The sequence below is a fragment of the Erythrobacter litoralis genome (assembly GCF_001719165.1).
Taxonomy (GTDB): domain Bacteria; phylum Pseudomonadota; class Alphaproteobacteria; order Sphingomonadales; family Sphingomonadaceae; genus Erythrobacter; species Erythrobacter litoralis.
Window position 1 is genome coordinate 3195707 of the sequence record NZ_CP017057.1, and the last position, 20242, is coordinate 3215948.

The following is a 20242-nucleotide window of genomic DNA, read 5'->3' on the forward strand; positions in this document are numbered from 1 at the left end:
TTGCGGGTCCGATGCTATGGCGCATCCCTCTCCCGTTCGTGTCGAGCGCATTAGAGACGCGCGCGCGGCGCATCTCGACTTCGCTCTATGCGAACGGCTAGGGGTCGGAGATGGACCAGTTCACCCTGCCCGATTTCGACCTCGATCGCTTCGTCCGAAACACCCTTGCCGAGGATCTCGGTGAGGGCGTCGAAGGTGGCGGGCGCGATGTCACTTCGGACAGCGTCATCCCGGCCGAGGCGCGTTTTTCGGGCGTCATGGACAGCCGCGACGCGATCGTCGTCGCCGGCCTACCGCTGGCCGAGGCGTTCTTCCGCGCGCTCGATCCCGATTGCACCATCGAAACGCTGGTCGCGGACGGCGACGCGGTCGAGGCCGGGAGCGAGCTCATGCGCCTCTCGGGCAAGGCGCGCGCGTTGCTCACCGCCGAAAGGAGCGCGCTCAACACGGTCCAGCACCTATCCGGCATCGCTACCATGACCCGCGCCTATGTCACCGCGATGCGAGCCGGGAGCGCGACCTGCACCCTGCTCGACACGCGCAAGACCCTGCCGGGCCTGCGCGCGCTCGAGAAATACGCAACCCGGATGGGCGGCGCCGAGAACCACCGCATGGGGCTGTGGGACGCGGCCATGATCAAGGACAACCACGTCGCGGTCGCCGGATCGGTCGGCGAGGCGGTCCGCCGTGCGGCCGAGGCGGGGGTCAGGCCCATCATCTGCGAGGTCGACCGACTGGACCAGATCGAAGCCGCGCTGGCGGCTGGCGCGCATCACATCCTGCTCGACAACATGGACCCGGAAACGCTGCGCGAAGCGGTTTCGATCATCGCCGGACGCGCGGCGAGCGAGGCGAGCGGCGGCATCGACCTTTCGACCATCGCCGCCAGGGCGGCGAGCGGGGTCGACTATGTCTCGGTCGGGCGCCTCACCCAAAGCGCGCCCGCCGCCGATATCGGCCTCGATTTCGAGCCGGCCTGACAGATGCGAACCGTCAGGGGACCGCGCCCGCTGGCTGTCCATGCCTTCGCCGCGGTGCTGCTGGGGCTCGCCGCCTGGAATCTCGCCGCCGCGCTGAGGGACCTGCCCGCGCAGGAGGAGATCCTGCGCTCGCTGGGCCTCGGCTTCGAATGGAACCGCGACTGGACGATCGTGGCGAGTTCGGCATGGTTCACGGTCGAACTGATCCCGATCCTTGCGGTGTGGCTCTGGGCGAGCCGGTTCGCGCGCGGCTTCATCACCGCGATGGCGGGGGTCAAGGTCGTCCTGATCCTTTCCAACCTGCCGATGCTGTATGCCCTGCCGGGCGTGCTCGCCGGCCAGTCGATTTCGCTGGTCGCGGTGGCGCTGCTCTATACGCGCGCGGCGAATGATTGGTTCGCAAGGAAGAGCGATGATCCGGCGGTGTTCGAGTAGGGCGCTGCTGCTACTGGCGGCACTGGCCCTTCCGCCTGCCGCCCAGGCGCAGGCCTATCAGTGCCGCGCGCCCGCGATCCGTTCGGTCCCAGCCATCGCGCCGGACGGCCCGCGCCTGGAAATGCCGTTGACCGGCTATACCCTCGCGCTCAGCTGGTCGCCGGAATTCTGCCGCCCGCGCGAAGGGCAACGCGGGCACCGCTTCCAGTGTTCGGGCGAGCGGGGTACGTTCGGCCTCGTCGTGCATGGCCTGTGGCCGCAGGGCGCGCGAGGGCGCTGGCCGCAATGGTGCGCGAGCGGACCGAAACCGACCCCGGCTGAAATCCGCGCGCAGATGTGCGTGATGCCCTCAGCCCGGCTCGCCGCGCGGCAATGGGCCAAGCACGGATCGTGCATGGCGCGGCGCCCGGCCACATATTTCCGCGTCACGCGCATCCTTTTCGGTGGCCTGCGCATCCCCGATTACGACAGAATCAGCGGCGAGGACGGCCTCACCGCCGGCCGCATCCGCGACGCCTTCGCGCAGGCCAATCGCGGATGGTCGCCTGCCGATGTGGGTGTGAAGCTCAACGAACGCGGCTGGCTCGAGGAAATCCGGCTCTGCTATGACGGGAACTTCCGGCCGTCTCGCTGCGATGCCCGCCGCTTCGGCGCAGGGAATGCGGCGTCGGCCTGGATCTGGCGGGGGCTTTAAGGGACGGGAGAAAGCCAATGATCGATATCGAGAAAATCGGACCCAATGCGCACCGCATCGCGGTCTATGGCGAATTCCACGAGGATGATGCACGCGCCTTCGTCGAATTCGCAAAGGAACACCATGGGCAGGGCCAGGGCGGCAATGTCCTCATCGACCTCGTCTCGCTCGCCAGCTGGTCGTTTTCGGCGATGAGCGAGGAACTGGTCCACATCCCCGCTTTGCTGCGCTGGATCTATTCGCTCGACCGGATCGCGCTAGTTTCCGACGAGGAATGGATGCGCAGCGCCGCCCGGCTCGAAAGCGCGCTGCTGCCGGGTGTCAGCTACGCGGTCTATGACGAGGACGAGATCGATGCCGCGCGCGCATGGGTGCTGGGAGAGAACGACCACCCGCATGGCGGCGCGGTGAACGAGCTCGACCTTGGCGAGGATATCGCCGGGTTCGAACTGGTCGGCCGGCTCGACCGCGAGGAATCGGAACGCATCCTAGCGATGGCCCAGGCAAAGCTGAGCCGCCCGGAATGTTCGAAGCTGATAGTGGTGATCCGCAAGTGGCACGGCTTCGATTCGGATTCGGCCCTGAGCGGCAAGGTCTGGGGGACCAAACTCGATCTGCTGAACCGGGTCGAACGCTATGCCGTGGTCGGCGGTCCGGATTGGCTGAGGGCAATGGCAGGCGCGATGGGTGCGCTGGTGAAGCCAGAGATGCGAACCTTCGACCTCGACGAGGAGGAGGAGGCGCTCCGCTGGCTACGCGGCTAGGGCCGCGCGGTCAGCGCCGCTCCCTGAAGAAGCCCCTCAGCAGTTCCGCCGCCTCGGTTTCCCCCATGCCGGAATAGACCTCGGGTCGGTGGAGGCATTGCTTCTGCTCGAAAACCCGCGCGCCGTGTTCGACGGCGCCGCCCTTGGGATCGCTCGCGGCGTAATAGAGGCGGGCGATGCGGGCATGGGAAATGGCGCCCGCGCACATCGCGCAGGGTTCGAGAGTGACATAGAGATCGCAGCCCGTCAGCCGCTCGTCCCCGATCGCCTCGGCCGCCAGGCGCAGGGCGCGGATTTCGGCATGGCCGGTGGGATCGGGGGGCGAGCGGGTCGCGTTGGCGGCAATCGCGATCACCTGTGCGCCGCGCACGACAGCGGCGCCGACCGGGACTTCCCCGGCCCGCGCCGCTTCGTGAGCTGCCTGCAAGGCGGCCCGCATCGGATCGGGGATCGGCCAGCGGGGCGCTGCCCCGGCCGTATCCAACCCCGTCACGCGGTCACGGGCCGCATCGCGGCTTTCCTATTCGGCTTCACCATCGTCCGCCGGGTCTACATCAACCGTTGGCACTTCGACAGTCTGCTCCTCTGTGCCGACATCGACATCGGGGCCTTCCACGTCATATTCGGGCATGTTCCCGCCTTCGACTTCGGGCATGTCGCCTTCCTCGGTCTGTTCGACGTCGCAGGCGGCGAGGCCGAGCGCGGCGGTGGCGGCAAAAGTGGTTGCAATGATGCGTTTCATGGGAAGTCCTCCATAGTCTTCGGCGCGTAGTTAAAGGTGCGCGCCCTTCGTAATCGTGGCATCAACGTGGCCGGGCGAAGGTATGTTCCGCCTTGACGATCGGGGTCTCCGTGGTTATGCGCGCCGCTTTCCGGGTCAAACCGAGTTTTTCGCGGGGCCGAATCGTTTTCGAGGCCTCGGCAGGCTCGCCCGCCAACACGATGAAACGAGAGATATCATGTCGCGGATTTGCGAACTGACCGGCAAGGGCCGCCAGGTTGGCCACAATGTGAGCCACGCCAACAACAAGACCAAGCGCGTCTTCCTGCCGAACCTGCAGAACGTCACCCTGCTTTCGGAGAAGCTGGACCGCAGCTTCAAGTTCCGCGTTTCGACGCACGGGCTGCGCTCGGTCGAACACAATGGCGGGCTCGACAACTGGCTGCTCAAGACCAACGACGAGAAGCTTTCGCCGCGCGCGCTTAAGGTGAAGCGCGAGCTCAAGAAGGCGGCTGCTTCGGCCTGATCCGCCGTTTACGGTCGGTCATCGCAAGAAGGCGTGCGGGGCGACCCGTCACGCCTTCTTGCGTTTCCGGTCGCGCCAACGCTCAGTCGCGTTCGGCGGACGAGTCGAAAACCAGCTTTGCCAGCAGCGTGCGCTGCAAGACCGAAAGATTGTCGTCGGCCATCAGCCAGACCGCCACGCGGCCATCCTCCAGCGGGCGTACGGCCAGCCCCTCGTAATTCTCGCTCGGAATGACCGGATCGAGCCGCAGGGCTAGCCGGGGCGTCCACGCCTCGCCCGCACGCGGGGGCGGCCCGATCGCGATCAGCGTCTCGAACGGCGGAATCGCGAAGACCGTGTCGCGCATCAGCAGCAACACCCGCCCGTCGGGCAGCTGGGCAAGGTCGGTCGCTGCATAGCCGGGGACCGGGCGCCGGAAATCGAATGGCTCGGCGCTCGCACCCAGGACCGGATCGGAAGCGAACACCAGGCCCTCGTCCCCGCCCTCGGGCAGCACCACGAACCGCCCGTCGGCCAGCCGGATCATCGCCTCGGCGCCCGCATTGGACGGCCATCCGACCTCTCCTTCGAGCACGCGCATCGCGTCAGGGGCATGCCCCGGCGTGTAGCGAAGGATCGCGTGAAAATTCTCGAAGCCCAGCCAGTAATGGCCCGTCGCCGGATCTCGGGTCGCCGATTCGATGTCCCAGAGCTCGTCTTCCAGGGCGGATGGGACGTCCTCCGCCCGAAACGGGCGTCCTGTCCTCTGCCCGGGGCAGGGGGAAGACAAAGCGGTGCCCGCGATCGGAAAAGGCCGCGAAACGGTCCTCATCGAAAGCGAGAAGCGCCGAATACCCGCCGAAATTGCGGCTGTCCGCACTGTAACGCCAAACGCCCGCGACCTGCCAGGCGCCGTCGCGCGTCGGGGAAGCCCCCGCGATCCGTTCGACCAAAACGCTGGCGGGCGAGTTATCCGGAACCGGCGTGCGCAGCCATGTTCCCGGCGCGCACATCAGGGCAACGCCGAGCGCCGCGATCACGCATTTGCGGCGCATGTCAGTCCATCGGCCCTGCAAGCAGCAGCGGATCGAGCCGCCAGTCCTTCCACTTGAGACTCCAGTGCAGGTGCGGCCCCGTCGCCCGCCCGCTGGAGCCGACATTGCCGATATGCTGCCCCTGCCTGACCGCCTCGCCTTCTTCCACCGCGATTTTGGACGCATGGAGGAACGCGCTGTTCAGCCCCATTCCATGATCGATGATGATGAGCGAGCCTTCGAGGCTGAAGCCGGTGCGGGCGAGGACCACCACGCCGTCGGCGGGTGCGACGAAAGGCGTGCCCGCTCCGGGCGCGATGTCGATGCCGGAATGATAGCTGCCCGGCTCGCCCTGATAGATGCGCTGGCGTCCGAAGCGGCCCGAAATGCGCCCCCTGACCGGCCAGATGAAATCCTGCCGCCAGCCGTCCGCCCCGGTTTCCTTCGCGCGCGCGGCGACGATCGCTTCCCATTCGGGCTTGCGTTTGCGCCACCACGCCTCGCTCGCGCCGCCGCTGCGCTTGTCCACGTTGACCCGTTCAATGTCCCATTTGCGCGGGGAAATGGCGAGTTCGCGGCGCAAGGAGGCACCGTCTTCGAGTTCGGCCTTGAGCACCAGCGCTTCGGGCGCGTCGCGGTCGAAGGCGGCGAAGAAACTGCCGTCCGGCGCGATTTCGACCGGCTGGTCGCCCAGAACGAGGCGCTCGGCCCCCTCGGGTGCGGTCCCGCGCAGGAAACCGCCTTGGATGAGCGCCCCGTCGATCTCGAATCGCTTCCCGGTTTCGGACGGGAAGGGCGCATCCTCTGCCTCCTCGGAAGGAGCGGCTGCGACCGGGTCAGGCGTGGCGGCGGCCTCGCCCGGGGAAAAGGCGGGCAGGAAGACAGCTCCGAGGGCCGAGACGACCGGCAGCGACCGGCGCATGGGGCGAAGGGTCATGCCCGGCCGAGCAGGCGGCGGGTCGCGATCTCGGCGGAGGCGTAGGCCTCCTGCAGCTCTGCGCTCCAGTAGCGCAATTCGTCGAGCGGGATGATCTCGCCCGTCACCGCGCACACGACGTGCTGGCCGGGGCGCAGGACGCGGAAACTGGCGGGGCCGTAATAGAGCCTTGCGGCCTTGTCTGAGGTGGACATCAACATGCGGTCTTCCATAGCAGCGGTTGCCTATCCGAACAAATCGTCCTGTCGCGGAGCGGGCGCCGGGGATCCGGGATTGGAGGAACGCGGCTTGCCGCCTCCTGAACCGGCCGCTGATCGTCCGGGAGTGACCGTCAGCGAACCGTCGGCGAACTGGAGCGAGAGCGTCGCCTCCTTTTGGGCCAGCGCCTTGCGGGTCAGCGCCTTACCGGAAGCCGCGCGGACGATGGCATAGCCCCGGGCAAGCGGCTTTTCAGGGTGAAGCTGCTCCGCCAGCCGCGCCAGCGCGGAAAGCCGTTCGCCCGCATCGCGCAGGGGCCGCTGGACCAGCGCCGGGACCAGCCGCGTCGCGACGAGCCTGCGCTGCGCATCGCCATGCGCACGGATGAGCATGCTGGGATGAAGCCGCGAGGCGACACCCACCAGCCGTTCGCGCCCCTGCCCGGCGCGGTCCAACAGGCCGCGGCGCAGCCGCTCGGAGGCCTCGTCGAGCCGCTGCGCCTGCGGCTGGAGCAGCTCTTCGGGCCGGGGCAGGCGCTGGGCGCGCGCTTCGAGCCGTTCGCGCCCGAGTTCGACCGGGCGATAGACCGCGCGCTGCTTGCGATTGGCAAAATCGGCGAGCGTCAGGGCGAGGTCGCGGCGCACCGGCACAGCCATTTCCGCCGCCGCCGTTGGCGTGGGCGCGCGGCGATCGGCGGCGAAATCGGCGAGCGTGGTGTCGGTTTCATGGCCGACGGCGGAGATGGTCGGGATCGAGCAATCGGCGATGGCGCGCACGACGATCTCCTCGTTGAAGCTCCACAGGTCCTCGATCGACCCCCCGCCGCGCGCGACGATCAGGAGGTCGGGCCGCGCCACCGGGCCTCCCGGCGCCAGCGCGTCGAAGCCGCGGATTGCGCTCGCCACCTGTTCGGCCGCGCCCTGCCCCTGCACCAGCACCGGCCAGACGACGACATGGCTCGGAAAACGGTCGGCGAGGCGGTGGAGGATGTCGCGAATGACCGATCCCGTCGGAGATGTAACGACCCCGATCGTGCGCGGCAAGAAAGGCAGCGCCTGCTTGCGCTCGGGCGCGAACAGGCCCTCGGCGTCGAGCCGCGCGCGGGTCTTTTCCAGCAGCGCCAGCAGCGCGCCCTCGCCCGCGAGTTCGAGGCTCTCGATCACGACCTGGTATTTCGAGCGCCCGGCATAGGTGGTGAGCTTGCCGGTCGCGATCACTTCCAGCCCGTCCTCAGGCACGAAGGAAAGGCGCTGCGTGCTGCCGCGCCACATCACCCCGTCGAGCACGGCCTTGTCGTCCTTGAGACAGCAATAGAGATGGCCCGAGGCGGCGCGTTTCACGCCGGACAGCTCACCCCGCAGGCGGACATGGCCGAAACGGTCCTCGACCGTGCGCTTCAAAAGGTTCGAAATCTCGGTGATCGAAAGCGGGGCGGCGTTGTCGCCCTGACGCGCGCGCGCTACCAGCCCGGCATTGCCTGTATCGTCTGTATCGGAAGGGGTGCGAGCCATGAATGTCCTGTTGCTGGGATCGGGCGGGCGCGAACATGCGCTAGCATGGAAGCTGGCGCAATCCCCGAGCCTTTCGAGGCTCTACGCCTCCCCCGGCAATCCGGGAATCGCCGAGGAGGCCGAATGCGTCGCGCTCGATGTGAACGATCACATGAGCGTCGCCCGGTTCGCCCATGAAAAGGATGTCGCGCTGGTCGTCGTGGGGCCGGAAGCGCCGCTGGTCGACGGGCTCGCCGACAGTTTGCGCGACGAGGGGATCGCGGTGTTCGGCCCGTCGAAGGCCGCCGCGCGGCTCGAAGGCTCGAAAGGCTTCACCAAGGACCTGTGCGCGCGCGCCGAAATCCCGACCGCGGGCTATGTCCGCAGCGCCGCGCTCGACGAAGCGCGCACCGCGCTCGCGAAATTCGCCCCGCCCTTCGTGCTCAAGGCGGACGGGCTCGCCGCGGGCAAGGGCGTGGTCATCGCCGACGACATCGATGCGGCCGAGATCGCGCTCGCCGACATGTTCGGCGGACAGTTCGGCGAAGCCGGTGCCGAGGTCGTGATCGAGGAATTCATGGAAGGCGAGGAAGCGAGCTTCTTCGCGCTGACCGACGGCACGTTCATCCTACCTTTCGGCAGCGCGCAGGACCACAAGCGCGTGGGAGAGGGCGATGCCGGCCCCAATACCGGCGGCATGGGCGCCTATTCGCCCGCCCCCGTGCTCACCCGCGAACTCCAGACCCGCGTGATGGAGGAAATCATCCGCCCCACGGTCGAAACGATGGCGGCGGACGGCAATCCCTATGTCGGCGTCCTTTATGCAGGGCTGATGCTGACCGAGGCGGGGCCCAAGCTGATCGAATACAATTGCCGCTTCGGCGATCCCGAATGCCAGGTGCTGATGATGCGGCTGCGCGGCGATCTTGCCGCGATCATGCTCGCCTGCGCACGGGGCGAATTGAAAGGTGTGCGGGCCGACTTCGCGCCCGAGACCGCACTGACCGTGGTGATGGCCGCAAAAGGCTATCCCGGGACACCCGAAAAGGGCGGGCCCATTGACCTGCGTGACGCCGAAAGCGACGGCGCGAAGGTCTTTCATGCGGGCACCGCGCAAAAGGCCGGCGCGCTCATCGCCAATGGCGGGCGGGTGCTGAACGTCACCGCGAGCGGCGCGAGCGTCACCGAAGCGCAGACCCGTGCCTATGAAGCGGTCGACCGGGTCTCTTTTCCGACCGGCTTCTGCCGCCGCGACATAGGCTGGCGGGAAATCGAGCGCGAACGGCAATCGGGCGAATGACGCTAGGCGAACGGGCCTTACGGGATTATCCTTCCGCCATGAGAACCATCGCCCTCCTTGCTGCCGCCGTGCCGCTCGCCGCCTGCCAGACCGCCTCCGGATCCGACGCGGTGATGGAGCCCGACCCGCCCGCTTTCGTCGAGGCGGCCTGCGGCGGATGCCACGCGATCGAACCGCCCTTCCTCTCGCCCAACCCGCAATCGCCCAGCTTCGAGGCGATCGCCAATCGCCCCGGCCTGTCCGAGGACACGCTGGGCGACTGGCTGATGGACGCGCACAATTATCCCGAGGTGATGGATTTCGACCTCAGCCGCGCGCAGGTGGACCAGATCGCGGCTTACATGATCACGCTCAGGCGCGAGGATTACCGCCCGCAGCCCTAGATCAGAGCTTTTCGGCCATCAGTTTCCGGAGGTCGGCTTCGGGCCGGGGTCCGTAATGCGAGATAACCTCGGCCGCCGCGATCGCGCCGCGGCGCAGGCATTTCTCGAGCGGCTCGCCCTTGGCGAAACCCGACAGGAAGCCCGCGGCGAACTGGTCGCCCGCGCCGGTCGTGTCGATCACCTTGGCCACCGGCTCGGCCGCCACGCTCGCCCGGACGCCGCCCGCATCGGCGACAGCGCCCTTGGCCGAACGAGTCGCCACGAGGCACGGGACCTTGGGCGCGACCATGTCGAAACCCTTCTCGAAATCCGCCTCGCCCGTCAGCGTCGCAAGCTCGCTTTCGTTGACGAACAGGATGTCGATCATGCCATTGTCGATGAGATCGCGGAAATCGTCGCCGTGGCGCTCGATCACGAAGCTTTCCGAGGCGGTGAAGGCGACCTTGCGCCCCGCCCCGCGGGCCACCTCGATCGCGCGGCGCATCGCCTTGCGCGGTTCCTCGGGATCCCACAGATAGCCTTCGAGATAGAGGATCGCCCCGCTTGCGATCAGGCTTTCATCGAGCGCGGAGGCCGGCAGATACTGGCCCGCGCCGAGGAAGGTGTTCATCGTCCGCTCGCCATCGGGAGTGACGAAGATCAGGCAGCGCCCGGTCGGCGGATCGGTGTCGGTCCCGTCGGTGGGGCGCATCGGGGTGTCGAAATCGATCCCCGCCGCGCGGATGTCGTGCGCGAAGACCTTGCCGAACTGGTCGTCGGCGACCTGGCCGATGAACGCGCATTGCGTGCCGAGCTGCGAAAGCCCCGCCAGCGTGTTCGCCGCCGAGCCGCCCGATTTTTCGGTCGCCGGGCCCATCGCCTCGTAAAGCCGGTCCGCACCCGGCGCATCGACCAGCGTCATCCCGCCGCGATTGAGTTCGAGTTCCTCGATCGTCTCGTCGTCGCACGAGGCGATGATGTCGACGATGGCGTTGCCGATGGCGATCACGTCATAGCGCGGTTCGGTCACAGATGATGTCCCGTTGCTTTCAGTTCAGAAGATTGCGTGCGAGAGCGCCTAGCCCGCCGTGTCGCGCAATCCAAGGGGAAGCGACACAAGCCGTTTGACACCGCCGGGCCGCGCTCTAACGCTCGCGGGCAATGCAGGCGGCGTTCGCTTCTCTTCTGAAGGGCTTCGGCCAGCTCGCCGACCCGGCGGTGATCCGGGTCGCGGCGAAAAGCGTGGGCGTCACGCTGCTCGTGTTCGCCGCGGGGGCGGCGGCCTTGTGGTGGGGGCTCGGCCTGTTCGTTCGCAGCGGCCCGGTCGAAGCTTTGCTGCCCGACGGGTACGAGGGGCCGGCCCAGGCTTTCGCGGCTTTGGCCCTGTCGCTCCTCGCCTTCTGGCTGCTGTTCCGGGTGGTCGCGCTGGCCGTGCTGCAATTCTTCGCCGACGAAATCGTCGCCGCGGTCGAGGCGCGGCATTATCCCGAGGCGGCGGCGCGGGCGAAGCCTCTGCCCTTCGCGCGAGATCGTGCCAATTCGCTGCGCGGCGCGGGCCGCGCGCTGGCGCTCAACGCGCTCGCGCTGCCGATCGCGCTGCTGCTATGGATCACCGGGATCGGTCCCGCGCTAGTCCTGCTGCTGGTCAACGCGGTCCTGCTCGGGCGCGAGCTTACCGACATGGCGTGGCTGCGACACGAGGCCGATTGCGCCGCGAACCCCGTTCCGAAAGCGCAGCGCTTCGCGCTCGGGGCGGCGATAGCGACGCTGATGTTGGTGCCTTTCGCCAATCTCCTCGCCCCGGTCGTCGGCGCGGCCGCCGGGACCCACCTCGCCCAGCGCGCGCTCGCCCGGCGCGCGGGAACGGAGCCTGCCGATGCCTGACAGCCTGCGCCCGCTTTCCGCCTGCGCCGCACTGGCGCTTGTTTCGGCCTGCGCCGGAGGGGCGGCGGTCCCGCTCCCCTCGGCCGGCGCGCGTCCCGCGCCCCAGCCCGCCGAGCCTTTCCGCACCCCCCGCCCCCAACCGGGTGGGGATATTGCAGGGATCATGGGCGCCGACAGTCGGTCCCTGCTCGCCCGGTTCGGAGAGCCGCGCATCCAGGCGGTCGAAGGCGATGCGCGCAAGCTGCAATTCGCGAGCGCCGATTGCGTGCTCGACATCTATCTTTACCCAATGCGCGAAGGGGGAACCCCGGTCGCGACCCATGTCGAGGCACGGTTGCGGCAGGGCGGGGTCGCAACCTCCCGAGAGGACTGCATTCGCGCGGTCGAAAGCAAGCGCTGAGCGGCGGTAACCCCGTCTTAAGCCTGTTCGTGCCATCTCCCACGCAAAGCCACGCAGGGGACGAACCCGACCATGACGACGCATTTCACCGAACTCGCCAAACGCGCCGCGGCCGACGGGCAGGTTTCCACGGCCGAACTGCTCGCGCTGCGCCAGCAGGGCTGGGGCGACGGCATCATCACCCGCGAAGAGGCCGAGGCGCTCTTTGCAGTCAACGACGTCCTCACCGACCGGGACGAGGAATGGTGCGACTTCTTCGTCGAGGCAATCGGCGAATATGTACTCAATGGCACCGAACCGCGCCTGCAATGCTCCGAAGCCGAGGCGCAGTGGCTGATCGACCGGATCGACCATGACGGCGTCGTCGAAAACCTCGTCGAACTCGAAACGATCGTGCGCATCGTCGAGCGGGCGCAGAACACGCCGGTAAGGCTCAAGGATTACGTCCTCGCCCAGGTCGAGCGCGAAGTGCTGACCGGGATCGGCCCGACCCGCTGCGGCGGGGCGCTTTGTGCGACACACATCGCTTCGGCCGAATGCCGCATCATCCGGCGCGTGATCTTCGCGAGCGGCGGCCACGGCCCGGCGGCGGTCAGCCGCTTCGACGCGGAAATGCTGTTCCGCCTTAAGGACGAAACGCTGGCCGAGGAAAACGCGCCCGAATGGGACGACCTCTTCCTCGACGGGGTTTCGAACTATCTTAAGGGCTTCACGCTGCAGAACGCGCAGCTCGACCATGACCGCGCGCTCGAACTCCAGGCCTTCATCGCCGACAGCAAGCCGAACGTCGCGCGCTTCATGGGCCGGGTGGCGAAGGAAGTGCCGAATGCCGCCAACCATTTCGGCAAGGTCTTCGGCAGGAAGAACGCCGGGCCCTCATTCGCCGAACGCGCCGAAGCCGGGGCGGAGATCACCGATCACGAGCAGGAATGGCTGGAAAAGATGATCGACGCGGATGGCGAGGTCGACGAACTCGAACGCCGCCTGCTCGCGCGGATCATCGAGGAAGGCTGACCCTCACCGTTCGAGCGCGGCGAAGCGATTCGCGGCGAGCGCGCGCCAGCGGCGCTGGCGATGGGCATAGAAAAGACGCGCGAACGCGGCGACGATCGGGGTGAGGGGTCCCGCATCGATCGTCACCTGGTCGATATAGCGAGTGCCTTCGCCGCCCGAAGCTGGCCCGATCGCGATCCAGTGGTCCCATCGCCGGATGAGTGGGCCATATCCGTTGTCGCGCACGAAGCGCACATCGCCGCTGGGTTCGGGCAGGCTGATGACGACCGCCTGCCAGCCGATCGGGATGACACCGAACAGCGACAGCGATGCGCGATATTCGCCAGGCTCCCACGTTAAGGGAAAAGGCCTTCCGCGCGGTGCAAAGCGGATCAGCGGCGCGGCGACATGATCGAGCAGGACGGATCGCTGCACCTGCGCAAAGGCTTCGTCAGGCGTGCAGTCGAGATGTGTCGCGAGTTCGACCGTGACCGGTTTCGCCACGGGCGATCAGACCATGAAGCTTTCGCCGCAGCCGCAAGCGCCCTTGGCATTGGGGTTCTCGAACACGAAACCGGCGGTGAAATCATCCTCCTGCCAGTCCATCACCGACCCGACGAGATAGAGCACGCTCGCCCCGTCGATGTAGAAGATGCCGCCTGGAGTCTCGATCTTCTCGTCGAACTTCTGTTCTTCGGTGACGTAGTCGACCGAATAGGCGAGACCTGAACAGCCCCGGCGCGGAGTCGTCAGCTTGACCCCGATCGCCTCCTCGGGCGCGTTCTCCATGAGATGCGCGATCCGCGCCTCCGCACCCTTCGTCAGGGTGACGGCGGCGGGCAGCTGGCGGGTTTTCGTTTCAGTCGTCATCACAGCATTCCCAGTTCGAGGCGCGCTTCGTCGGACATCTTTTCCGGGCTCCACGGTGGCTCCCAGACCAGTTCGACTTCGGCATCGCGGATGCCGGGAACCGAGCAGACGCGCATTTCGACTTCGCCCGGCATCGTCTCGGCCACGGGACAATGCGGCGTGGTCAGCGTCATGGTGACGGTCGCGTCGCATTCATCGTCGACCTCTACACCGTAGATAAGACCCAGATCGTAGATGTTAACCGGGATCTCGGGATCATAGATTTCGCGCAGGGCCTCGATCACCGCGGCCTGCAGCTCGCCGCCCGCGCCCGTTGCCGGGGTTTCCGCCGGCTTCGCTGCGAGGAAGCCTTCGAGATAGTCGCGCTCGCGCCTTTGCGGGGTCGCATCGGGATCGACTGCATCCTCGACCCGCGCGCGCGGCGGTTTTTGGGGCGCTTCGGGTGCGTCGATCACGTCCTCGTTCGGGGACGGTGCGGCGACATATTCGCGTTTGTCGTTCGTGTCGGTCATGAGCTTGGTCCTTCAGGCTCTCTGTCCAGATCAGGTTTGGCCAAAAATCTTGCGGGTGCGCTGGATGCCGGCGAGCAGCGCATCGACATCGGCCTCGGTCGAATAGAGGCCGAAACTGGCGCGGGCGGTCGCGGGAACGCCGAGATAGTCCATCAGCGGCTGCGCGCAATGATGCCCGGCGCGGATCGCGACATTCGCTTCATCGAGGATCGTGCCGAGATCGTGCGGGTGGATGTCGCCAATCGCGAAACTGACGATCCCGGCGCTGTCCTCTGGTCCGAACACGCGCACGTCGTTCATCGCGGTGAGTTCGCGGCGCAGCTTCGCGACCAGTTTCGCCTCGCGCGCGTGGATTTCGTCCATCCCGATTTCGGAGACGTAATCGGCGGCGGCGGCAAAGGCGATCGCCTCGGTGATGGCCGGCGTTCCCGCCTCGAAACGCTGCGGGGCGGGAGCGTAGGTGGTCTTTTCGAAGGTAACGCGGTCGATCATCGCGCCGCCGCCTTCCCAAGGGGGCATGTCGGCAAGGATGTCGCCGCGTGTCCACAACGCTCCGATTCCGGTCGGGCCGTAGAGCTTGTGCGCGGAAAAGACGTAGAAATCGCAGTTGAGAGCGTTCACATCGACCGTCATGTGCGGTGCCGACTGGCATCCGTCGAGCAGCAGTTTCGCCCCGACCCCATGCGCCAGTTCCGCCGCGCGCGGCGCGTCGAGCACGCTGCCGAGCACGTTCGAAACGTGGCACAGCGCGACGAGCTTGTGCTTCGGCGTCAGCATCGCCTCTGCCGCATCGAGGTCGATCCGGTGATCCTCGGTCAGGGGGCAGACGTCGATTTCCGCTCCGACCGCCTCGGCCAGCATCTGCCAGGGCACGATGTTGGAATGGTGTTCCAATTGCGAGAGCAGGATGCGGTCGCCCGCTTTAAGGTTCGCCCGGCCCCAGGCATTGGCGACGAGATTGATCGCTTCGGTCGCGCCGCGGGTGAAGACGATCTCATCCTCGCTGCCGCCGAGAAACTCCGCGATCCGCCGCCGCGCGGTTTCATAACCCAGCGTCATCTGCGCCGAGCGCGAATAGACGCCGCGATGGACCGTCGCGTAATCCTCGCCCAGCGCCCGCGCCATCGCGTCGATAACCGCGCGCGGCTTCTGCGCGGTCGCGGCGGTGTCGAGATAATGCCACGGCTCGCCCTCGGGCGTGAACATGCCCGGAAAATCGGCCTTCAGATCGCGGTCTATGGTCGCGGGTGCATTCATCGTGGTGCTTCCTCCAGCGCTGCGAGCGCGGCATCGAGCAGGCGGGCATGCTGGTCCTCGTCGTCGAGCGAGACGAAGGCGTCCGCGATGAAGGCCTGCACCAGCAGGCGCTGCGCGAGTTCGGGCGAAAGCCCGCGTGCGGCCATGTAGAAACGGGCGGTCTCGTCAAGCTCGCCGACGGTCGCGCCATGCGCGCATTTGACGTCGTCGGCGAAGATTTCGAGCTGCGGGACGGCGTTCGCGCTCGCCCCGGCTTCGAGCAGCAGGCCCTTGAAATCCTGCGCCGCGTCGGTTTTCTGCGCATCCTTTGCGACCTTGATCTCGCCAAGGAAATTGCCGGTGGCGGTGTCCCAGTGGACAGCCCGCACGGTCTGGTTGCTGGTCGCCTCCGGATGATCGTGCCGCACCGTGGTGACGAATTCGCGGGTCACATCCCCGCCGCCGATCGTCACGCCGCCGAATTCGAAATGCGCCCCGCGGGCAAGCGTCACCTCGACTTCGACGCGGGTGTAATCGCTGCCCGCATTGCTCGCGAACAGCTCAAGCCGCGCGCCTTCGCCCAGCGTCACCCGAATCCGGTGGAGTTCGGGCGCGCCGGAGCCGACGATCATGCATTCGCGCTTCGTTTCGCCCGCATCGAGCGAGACCTCGCGCCAATTGTCGAGCGCGTCGGTACCGATCCGGCCGAGCGCGTCGATATCGGCATAGCGCCACGCCTCGTCGCGCCTTGTCGGCAGAGCGGGAGTGGGGAGGGTTGTCGCTTCGGTCATGATGACCCTTTCTTCAATTCGCGTTCGACCTGCCGCACGAGGCGTCCGCGGCTGTCGCGGATGCAGGCATCGACCGCATCATCGCCCCTGGCACCCTTGCGGACGCATTTGGTCACCGCGCGGCAGAACTCCTCATCGAGCTTCGCCCGCCCGGTCGACCGGTCGAGCCCGCAGTGCCAGCGCCCTTCCCGGTCCTGCGCCACGTTCACGCTGAGCGAGCGCAGCCGGCCGAGCACGACGATCTCGGGGATCTCTTCGGCCTGCGGTCCGGCCACGGCGGGCGCGGACAGGTGGAGGGCGGCGGCGAGCAGCATCAGGCGGCAGCTTCTTCCATCACCGTGTCATAGCCCTCTTCCTCGAGCCTCAGCGCGAGGTCCGGGCCGCCGGTCCGCACGATCCGGCCATCGGCCAGAACGCTGACCCGGTCGGGTTTCACCACGTCGAGCAGGCGCTGGTAATGGGTGATGAGCAGCACGCCCTTGTCGCTCTTGCGCATGATCGAATTGATCCCGTCGCCCACCACGCGCAGCGCGTCGATGTCGAGGCCCGAATCGGTTTCGTCGAGCACGGCAAAGTCAGGGTCGAGTATGCCCATCTGGACCATTTCGGCGCGCTTCTTCTCGCCGCCCGAAAAGCCGACATTCACCTGCCGCTTGAGCATTTCCATGTCCATCTTGAGCAGGCCCGCCTTCTCCTTGGCGAGCTTGAGGAATTCGCCGCCCGAAACGGCTTCCTCGCCCCGGAACTTGCGCTGGGCGTTCAATGCCTCGCGCAGGAACTGGACGTTGGAGACGCCCGGGATCTCGACGGGGTACTGGAACCCGAGGAACAAGCCCGAGGCGGCGCGTTCGTGGGGTTCGAGTTCGAACAGGTCCTTGCCCTTGAAGGTCACGGTCCCGCCGGTCACCTCGTAACCCGGCTTGCCGCCGAGCACGTTGGCGAGCGTCGACTTGCCCGCGCCATTGGGGCCCATGATCGCGTGGATTTCTCCGGCCGCGACTTCGAGGGTCAAGCCCTTGAGGATCGGCTTGCCACCGACTTCGGCGGTTAGGTTTTCAATAGCCAGCATTGCCAGCCTCCATGGTTTGGTTGGTCTGATTGGTAACGCGTCCCTCGATCTCGAGCCGGCTCTTGACCTCCGAGGCATCGCGCAATTCGATCACGAGGCCCTTGGGCCTGGTCGCGTCGTATTCTTCGGCCCGCTGTTCGGCCCTGACGAAGGTCCGTCTCAGCTGGTCGTCCACGTCTCGTCCGCGCGAGACGTGGATGAAACCGATATTGTCGAACAAGGCATCGACCTCATCGGCAGTCATCGTGGTCCTCGCCCCGTTGAGCGTCCGGTTGGAATCCACGACTGCCTGTGTCCGGACATCGGCGCAGCGGGGGATGTCGGCGCGATGCTGCTCTTCGAAATCGGGACGACCCGAAATGATCCGGTTCGCCAAGTTGAGGCAACGGCGATAATCTTCGACATAGGGCTGGATCACGCGAGGATATTCCACCACCCAGGTTTTTGCGTCGGCAATTGCGGCGACGTTTGCGGGTGTGTCCGAAAGCATCGCGGCCGTCAGATAAAGGGCGGAAAACGCGATCATCGGCGGCCTTTCCCTGAGACGGAGTTGTGGTTGCGGCGCGCCTCCTGCTTGTCCGCGATGCGCTGACGCATGCCGGCAGTGATCCGGGCGAGAACGCCGTCCATGTTCTCGAGCACTTCCGATGCTCTGACCCGCATGACCTTGATCCCGACCGCCTCGAGGCTCCTGTCGCGGCGGGTGGCGAGCGCTTCGGTGTCGTCCTCCTCGAAGATGTCGACCGCCATGCCGAGCGTGTGGCAGTTGAAATCGACGATCGCCGAGCCGACGACCGCGTGGCGAGTGAACTTGTGCCGGCCGAGATCGGCCTTGGCGAAGCGCGCCGCGAGCGCCTTGTGCGCTTCGGACGAATGCCGCCGCATCTCGCGCGCCTGGGCGTGAAGCTGGTCGAGCCGCTTCTCAGAGATTTCCCACCCGCGGCCCTTTTTCTTGATGGCGGGGGCGGCGGTGTCTTCGGACGGATCGCGCAGTTGGAGTGTCTTGCGGTCGGTCAACCCACGCTCCCCTCGAGCGAGATCGCCAGCAGCTTCTGCGCCTCGACCGCGAATTCCATCGGCAGCTGGCGCATCACTTCCTTGGCGAAGCCGTTGACGATCAGCGCCACGGCTTCCTCTTCGTCGAGGCCGCGCTGCATCGCGTAGAACAGCTGTTCGTCGGAAATCTTGGAGGTGGTCGCCTCGTGCTCGATCTGGGCGCTCGGATTCTTCACCTCGATATAGGGCACGGTGTGCGCGCCGCATTCATCGCCCAGCAGCAGCGAATCGCACTGGGTGAAATTGCGCACGCCGTCCGCCTTCGGCCCGACGCGGACGAGGCCGCGATAGGTGTTGGACGACTTGCCGGCTGAAATGCCCTTGGAGATGATCGTCGAACGGGTGTTCTTCCCGTTGTGGATCATCTTGGTGCCGGTGTCGGCCTGCTGGTAATTGTTGGTCACCGCGACCGAGTAGAACTCGCCCACGCTGTCCTCTCCGTTGAGCACGCAGGAGGGATACTTCCACGTCACCGCGCTGCCGGTTTCGACCTGCGTCCAGCTGATCTTGGACCGATCGCCCTGGCACAGCCCGCGCTTGGTGACGAAATTGTAGATCCCGCCCTTGCCTTCGGCATTGCCGGGATACCAGTTCTGGACGGTCGAATACTTGATCTCGGCATCGTCCATCGCGACCAGTTCGACCACGGCGGCATGGAGCTGGTTTTCATCGCGCATCGGCGCGGTGCAGCCTTCGAGATAGCTGACATAGCTGCCCTTTTCGGCGACGATCAGGGTGCGCTCGAACTGGCCGGTGTTCTCCGCATTGATGCGGAAATAGGTCGACAGCTCCATCGGGCAGCGCACGCCTTCGGGGATGTAGACGAAGGTGCCGTCGGAAAAGACCGCCGAATTGAGGCAGGCAAAGTAGTTGTCATTGCGCGGCACGACCCGGCCGAGCCACTTCTTGACGAGGTCGGGATGTTCCTTGATCGCCTCGGAGATCGAGAGGAAGATGACGCCTGCGCGCTTCAGTTCCTCGCGAAAGCTGGTGGCGACGCTGACCGAATCGAAGACCGCATCGACGGCGACCTTGCGCGCGCCCTTCACCCCGGCGAGCACTTCCTGTTCGCCCAGGGGAATGCCGAGCTTGTCATAGACGCGCTTGATTTCGGGATCGAGCTCGTCGAGCGATTCCAGTTCCGGCTTCTTCTTGGGCGCGGCGTAGTAATAGGCGTCCTGGTAATCGATCGGGGGATAGCCGACCTTGGCCCAGTCGGGTTCGGGCATGTCCTGCCACATCCGGAACGCCTTCAACCGCCAGTCGAGCATCCATTCGGGTTCGCCCTTCTTCGCCGAGATGAAGCGCACCGTGTCCTCGTTGAGGCCCTTGGGCGCGAACTCGGTGTCGATGTCGGAATGCCAGCCATGCTCGTATTCGGCCGCGCGGGCGGCGGCGTCGCGGGCTTCGCGGTCGGTCACCTCTTCGGTGTCAAAACGCTCGGCGGACTGGTCGAGGCGGATATTGTCGCTCATGCGGCCTTCTCTTCGATCGTGGTTGTCTTGGGTGATGGCGGCGGGTCGCGCAGCTGGGCGAGCGAGATGTCGGCCAATGCGCCGCGCAGCGCGTCGTTGATGATCGGCCAGTGCGGCTTCATGGTGCAGCCGACTTCGAAATCGCAATCGCCATGGTCGATGCAGGCGGTCAGCGCGATCGGGCCTTCGACCGCCTCGACGATATCGGCGACGGTGATCGCCGCGGCCGGGCGGGCGAGTTGCAGACCGCCGCGCGCCCCGCGAACCGAACGCAGCAGGCCCGCCGCGGTCAATTTCGACACCAGCCGCTGCACGGTCGGCACGGGAAGGCCCGTCTCGCTCGCCAGTTCAGCCGCACTCACCCGTCCGTCGCCGCAATGGCGCGCGGCCTGCGACATGGTGATGACGGCGTAATCGGCGAGGTTGGAAAGGCGCATCGGCTCCTGCTGCGGGTGGCGGTTGCGAACGGTTCTCAAATCGGACTGTTCCGGTCCGATTAGGAAATACGAGCGATCCGCTCGGATTTCAATGAAGAA

Annotated in this window: 28 protein-coding genes; 10 read left to right on the top strand and 18 right to left on the bottom strand. The window is 66.5% G+C overall.

The genetic code is table 11. The features are described 5' to 3' along the window. Positions 1-110: 110 nt before the first annotated feature. Genes nadC through Ga0102493_RS15180 form a run of 4 tightly spaced genes read left to right on the top strand, consistent with a single transcriptional unit; the run spans position 111 to position 2873 of the window. Positions 111-980, top strand: a complete 870-nt coding sequence (gene nadC, locus Ga0102493_RS15165) for a carboxylating nicotinate-nucleotide diphosphorylase (RefSeq protein WP_034902544.1) — start codon at positions 111-113, stop codon at positions 978-980. A 3-nt stretch (positions 981-983) separates the two neighbouring features. Next, on the top strand, positions 984-1415 hold the full coding sequence (locus Ga0102493_RS15170) for a hypothetical protein (protein ID WP_034902547.1): 432 nt from the start codon (positions 984-986) through the stop codon (positions 1413-1415). Further along, complete coding sequence (locus Ga0102493_RS15175; protein ID WP_034902549.1) at positions 1393-2109, top strand: ribonuclease T2 family protein; 717 nt, start codon at positions 1393-1395, stop codon at positions 2107-2109. The genes Ga0102493_RS15170 and Ga0102493_RS15175 overlap by 23 nt, the downstream gene beginning before the upstream one ends. Positions 2110-2126: 17 nt before the next feature. Next, a complete protein-coding gene (locus tag Ga0102493_RS15180; RefSeq protein ID WP_051697808.1) occupies positions 2127-2873 on the top strand; it encodes a SpoIIAA family protein in 747 nt (248 codons plus the stop codon). A 10-nt stretch (positions 2874-2883) separates the two neighbouring features. Here Ga0102493_RS15180 and Ga0102493_RS15185 read toward each other — a convergent pair whose 3' ends face one another. Both Ga0102493_RS15185 and Ga0102493_RS15190 read right to left on the bottom strand, forming a co-directional pair. Next, positions 2884-3312 (bottom strand): nucleoside deaminase, encoded by a 429-nt coding sequence (locus Ga0102493_RS15185; protein WP_034902927.1) that lies wholly within the window; start codon positions 3310-3312, stop codon positions 2884-2886. Between the two features lie 81 nt (positions 3313-3393). Beyond that, positions 3394-3615, bottom strand: a complete 222-nt coding sequence (locus Ga0102493_RS15190; RefSeq protein ID WP_034902552.1) for a hypothetical protein — start codon at positions 3613-3615, stop codon at positions 3394-3396. Between the two features lie 217 nt (positions 3616-3832). Here Ga0102493_RS15190 and rpmB point away from each other — a divergent pair, with 217 nt between their 5' ends. Continuing rightward, complete coding sequence (rpmB, locus tag Ga0102493_RS15195) at positions 3833-4120, top strand: 50S ribosomal protein L28 (protein ID WP_034902930.1); 288 nt, start codon at positions 3833-3835, stop codon at positions 4118-4120. An 82-nt stretch (positions 4121-4202) separates the two neighbouring features. Here rpmB and Ga0102493_RS15200 read toward each other — a convergent pair whose 3' ends face one another. From Ga0102493_RS15200 to xseA, 4 genes are all read right to left on the bottom strand, one after another. Beyond that, positions 4203-4931 (bottom strand): esterase-like activity of phytase family protein, encoded by a 729-nt coding sequence (locus Ga0102493_RS15200; protein WP_051697810.1) that lies wholly within the window; start codon positions 4929-4931, stop codon positions 4203-4205. A 224-nt stretch (positions 4932-5155) separates the two neighbouring features. After that, positions 5156-6070 (bottom strand): M23 family metallopeptidase, encoded by a 915-nt coding sequence (locus Ga0102493_RS15205; protein WP_034902554.1) that lies wholly within the window; start codon positions 6068-6070, stop codon positions 5156-5158. Continuing rightward, positions 6067-6270, bottom strand: a complete 204-nt coding sequence (locus Ga0102493_RS15210; RefSeq protein WP_034902935.1) for a DUF2093 domain-containing protein — start codon at positions 6268-6270, stop codon at positions 6067-6069. Before Ga0102493_RS15210 ends, Ga0102493_RS15205 begins: the two co-directional genes overlap by 4 nt. Positions 6271-6294: 24 nt before the next feature. After that, positions 6295-7779, bottom strand: coding sequence for an exodeoxyribonuclease VII large subunit (gene xseA, locus Ga0102493_RS15215; protein ID WP_034902557.1), 1485 nt, complete (start codon positions 7777-7779; stop codon positions 6295-6297). Between xseA and purD the strand changes: the two genes are divergently transcribed. Both purD and Ga0102493_RS15225 read left to right on the top strand, forming a co-directional pair. Next, positions 7778-9058: a phosphoribosylamine--glycine ligase gene (gene purD / locus Ga0102493_RS15220; protein WP_034902560.1), complete on the top strand. Its 1281-nt coding sequence runs from the start codon at positions 7778-7780 to the stop codon at positions 9056-9058. The genes xseA and purD overlap by 2 nt on opposite strands. Before the next feature lie 38 nt (positions 9059-9096). Next, positions 9097-9441 (top strand): hypothetical protein, encoded by a 345-nt coding sequence (locus Ga0102493_RS15225; RefSeq protein WP_051697812.1) that lies wholly within the window; start codon positions 9097-9099, stop codon positions 9439-9441. Position 9442: 1 nt separating this feature from the next. On the opposite strand, the gene Ga0102493_RS15230 is transcribed toward Ga0102493_RS15225, so the two are convergent. After that, a complete protein-coding gene (locus Ga0102493_RS15230) occupies positions 9443-10450 on the bottom strand; it encodes an adenosine kinase (RefSeq protein WP_034902566.1) in 1008 nt (335 codons plus the stop codon). Positions 10451-10581: 131 nt separating this feature from the next. Here Ga0102493_RS15230 and Ga0102493_RS15235 point away from each other — a divergent pair, with 131 nt between their 5' ends. The 3 genes from Ga0102493_RS15235 (at position 10582) to Ga0102493_RS15245 (ending at position 12718) form a co-directional block, all read left to right on the top strand. Next, positions 10582-11304 carry an EI24 domain-containing protein gene (locus Ga0102493_RS15235; protein WP_034902569.1) on the top strand — a complete coding sequence of 241 codons (723 nt, stop codon included), beginning with the start codon at positions 10582-10584 and terminating at the stop codon, positions 11302-11304. Next, a complete protein-coding gene (locus Ga0102493_RS16060) occupies positions 11297-11704 on the top strand; it encodes a hypothetical protein (protein WP_069297571.1) in 408 nt (135 codons plus the stop codon). Before Ga0102493_RS15235 ends, Ga0102493_RS16060 begins: the two co-directional genes overlap by 8 nt. Before the next feature lie 72 nt (positions 11705-11776). Next, positions 11777-12718, top strand: coding sequence for a hypothetical protein (locus tag Ga0102493_RS15245; RefSeq protein WP_034902572.1), 942 nt, complete (start codon positions 11777-11779; stop codon positions 12716-12718). Positions 12719-12721: 3 nt separating this feature from the next. Here the strand turns inward: Ga0102493_RS15245 and Ga0102493_RS15250 are convergent, their stop codons facing one another. From Ga0102493_RS15250 to Ga0102493_RS15300, 11 genes are read right to left on the bottom strand one after another with little or no spacing between them, the layout of a single operon-like run. Then, positions 12722-13201, bottom strand: coding sequence for a hypothetical protein (locus Ga0102493_RS15250; protein WP_034902575.1), 480 nt, complete (start codon positions 13199-13201; stop codon positions 12722-12724). 6 nt (positions 13202-13207) lie between these two features. After that, a complete protein-coding gene (locus Ga0102493_RS15255) occupies positions 13208-13567 on the bottom strand; it encodes a HesB/IscA family protein (protein ID WP_034902578.1) in 360 nt (119 codons plus the stop codon). Further along, positions 13567-14079 carry an SUF system Fe-S cluster assembly protein gene (locus Ga0102493_RS15260; protein ID WP_051697816.1) on the bottom strand — a complete coding sequence of 171 codons (513 nt, stop codon included), beginning with the start codon at positions 14077-14079 and terminating at the stop codon, positions 13567-13569. The genes Ga0102493_RS15255 and Ga0102493_RS15260 overlap by 1 nt, the downstream gene beginning before the upstream one ends. A 30-nt stretch (positions 14080-14109) precedes the next feature. Beyond that, the gene (locus Ga0102493_RS15265) at positions 14110-15336 is read right to left on the bottom strand and encodes a cysteine desulfurase (protein ID WP_034902579.1); all 1227 of its coding nucleotides are present in this window, start codon (positions 15334-15336) and stop codon (positions 14110-14112) included. Then, entirely contained in the window at positions 15333-16106 is a 774-nt protein-coding gene (locus Ga0102493_RS15270) for a SufD family Fe-S cluster assembly protein (RefSeq protein ID WP_034902581.1), read from the bottom strand. Before Ga0102493_RS15270 ends, Ga0102493_RS15265 begins: the two co-directional genes overlap by 4 nt. Beyond that, positions 16103-16420, bottom strand: a complete 318-nt coding sequence (locus tag Ga0102493_RS15275) for a hypothetical protein (protein WP_034902583.1) — start codon at positions 16418-16420, stop codon at positions 16103-16105. The genes Ga0102493_RS15270 and Ga0102493_RS15275 overlap by 4 nt, the downstream gene beginning before the upstream one ends. Next, the gene (gene sufC / locus Ga0102493_RS15280; protein ID WP_174544546.1) at positions 16420-17175 is read right to left on the bottom strand and encodes a Fe-S cluster assembly ATPase SufC; all 756 of its coding nucleotides are present in this window, start codon (positions 17173-17175) and stop codon (positions 16420-16422) included. The genes Ga0102493_RS15275 and sufC overlap by 1 nt, the downstream gene beginning before the upstream one ends. Next, positions 17162-17701 (bottom strand): hypothetical protein, encoded by a 540-nt coding sequence (locus Ga0102493_RS15285; RefSeq protein WP_034902585.1) that lies wholly within the window; start codon positions 17699-17701, stop codon positions 17162-17164. Before Ga0102493_RS15285 ends, sufC begins: the two co-directional genes overlap by 14 nt. Beyond that, positions 17698-18192: an endonuclease domain-containing protein gene (locus Ga0102493_RS15290; RefSeq protein ID WP_034902588.1), complete on the bottom strand. Its 495-nt coding sequence runs from the start codon at positions 18190-18192 to the stop codon at positions 17698-17700. Before Ga0102493_RS15290 ends, Ga0102493_RS15285 begins: the two co-directional genes overlap by 4 nt. Continuing rightward, positions 18189-19706 (bottom strand): Fe-S cluster assembly protein SufB, encoded by a 1518-nt coding sequence (gene sufB, locus Ga0102493_RS15295; protein ID WP_034902591.1) that lies wholly within the window; start codon positions 19704-19706, stop codon positions 18189-18191. Before sufB ends, Ga0102493_RS15290 begins: the two co-directional genes overlap by 4 nt. After that, on the bottom strand, positions 19703-20143 hold the full coding sequence (locus tag Ga0102493_RS15300) for an SUF system Fe-S cluster assembly regulator (RefSeq protein WP_034902594.1): 441 nt from the start codon (positions 20141-20143) through the stop codon (positions 19703-19705). Before Ga0102493_RS15300 ends, sufB begins: the two co-directional genes overlap by 4 nt. Positions 20144-20242: the final 99 nt, after the last annotated feature.

What these genes read in the sequence shown, in the direction of transcription:
- nadC (WP_034902544.1), top strand. Translation starts at nt 111, where the DNA reads ATGGACCAGTTCACCCTGCCCGATTTCGACCTCGATCGCTTCGTCCGA.
- Ga0102493_RS15170 (WP_034902547.1), top strand. Translation starts at nt 984, where the DNA reads ATGCGAACCGTCAGGGGACCGCGCCCGCTGGCTGTCCATGCCTTCGCC.
- Ga0102493_RS15175 (WP_034902549.1), top strand. Translation starts at nt 1,393, where the DNA reads ATGATCCGGCGGTGTTCGAGTAGGGCGCTGCTGCTACTGGCGGCACTG.
- Ga0102493_RS15180 (WP_051697808.1), top strand. Translation starts at nt 2,127, where the DNA reads ATGATCGATATCGAGAAAATCGGACCCAATGCGCACCGCATCGCGGTC.
- Ga0102493_RS15185 (WP_034902927.1), bottom strand. Translation starts at nt 3,312, where the DNA reads ATGCGGGCCGCCTTGCAGGCAGCTCACGAAGCGGCGCGGGCCGGGGAA.
- Ga0102493_RS15190 (WP_034902552.1), bottom strand. Translation starts at nt 3,615, where the DNA reads ATGAAACGCATCATTGCAACCACTTTTGCCGCCACCGCCGCGCTCGGC.
- rpmB (WP_034902930.1), top strand. Translation starts at nt 3,833, where the DNA reads ATGTCGCGGATTTGCGAACTGACCGGCAAGGGCCGCCAGGTTGGCCAC.
- Ga0102493_RS15200 (WP_051697810.1), bottom strand. Translation starts at nt 4,931, where the DNA reads ATGAGGACCGTTTCGCGGCCTTTTCCGATCGCGGGCACCGCTTTGTCT.
- Ga0102493_RS15205 (WP_034902554.1), bottom strand. Translation starts at nt 6,070, where the DNA reads ATGACCCTTCGCCCCATGCGCCGGTCGCTGCCGGTCGTCTCGGCCCTC.
- Ga0102493_RS15210 (WP_034902935.1), bottom strand. Translation starts at nt 6,270, where the DNA reads ATGTTGATGTCCACCTCAGACAAGGCCGCAAGGCTCTATTACGGCCCC.
- purD (WP_034902560.1), top strand. Translation starts at nt 7,778, where the DNA reads ATGAATGTCCTGTTGCTGGGATCGGGCGGGCGCGAACATGCGCTAGCA.
- xseA (WP_034902557.1), bottom strand. Translation starts at nt 7,779, where the DNA reads ATGGCTCGCACCCCTTCCGATACAGACGATACAGGCAATGCCGGGCTG.
- Ga0102493_RS15225 (WP_051697812.1), top strand. Translation starts at nt 9,097, where the DNA reads ATGAGAACCATCGCCCTCCTTGCTGCCGCCGTGCCGCTCGCCGCCTGC.
- Ga0102493_RS15235 (WP_034902569.1), top strand. Translation starts at nt 10,582, where the DNA reads ATGCAGGCGGCGTTCGCTTCTCTTCTGAAGGGCTTCGGCCAGCTCGCC.
- Ga0102493_RS16060 (WP_069297571.1), top strand. Translation starts at nt 11,297, where the DNA reads ATGCCTGACAGCCTGCGCCCGCTTTCCGCCTGCGCCGCACTGGCGCTT.
- Ga0102493_RS15245 (WP_034902572.1), top strand. Translation starts at nt 11,777, where the DNA reads ATGACGACGCATTTCACCGAACTCGCCAAACGCGCCGCGGCCGACGGG.
- Ga0102493_RS15255 (WP_034902578.1), bottom strand. Translation starts at nt 13,567, where the DNA reads ATGACGACTGAAACGAAAACCCGCCAGCTGCCCGCCGCCGTCACCCTG.
- Ga0102493_RS15260 (WP_051697816.1), bottom strand. Translation starts at nt 14,079, where the DNA reads ATGACCGACACGAACGACAAACGCGAATATGTCGCCGCACCGTCCCCG.
- Ga0102493_RS15265 (WP_034902579.1), bottom strand. Translation starts at nt 15,336, where the DNA reads ATGAATGCACCCGCGACCATAGACCGCGATCTGAAGGCCGATTTTCCG.
- Ga0102493_RS15270 (WP_034902581.1), bottom strand. Translation starts at nt 16,106, where the DNA reads ATGACCGAAGCGACAACCCTCCCCACTCCCGCTCTGCCGACAAGGCGC.
- Ga0102493_RS15275 (WP_034902583.1), bottom strand. Translation starts at nt 16,420, where the DNA reads ATGCTGCTCGCCGCCGCCCTCCACCTGTCCGCGCCCGCCGTGGCCGGA.
- sufC (WP_174544546.1), bottom strand. Translation starts at nt 17,175, where the DNA reads ATGCTGGCTATTGAAAACCTAACCGCCGAAGTCGGTGGCAAGCCGATC.
- Ga0102493_RS15285 (WP_034902585.1), bottom strand. Translation starts at nt 17,701, where the DNA reads ATGATCGCGTTTTCCGCCCTTTATCTGACGGCCGCGATGCTTTCGGAC.
- sufB (WP_034902591.1), bottom strand. Translation starts at nt 19,706, where the DNA reads ATGAGCGACAATATCCGCCTCGACCAGTCCGCCGAGCGTTTTGACACC.
- Ga0102493_RS15300 (WP_034902594.1), bottom strand. Translation starts at nt 20,143, where the DNA reads ATGCGCCTTTCCAACCTCGCCGATTACGCCGTCATCACCATGTCGCAG.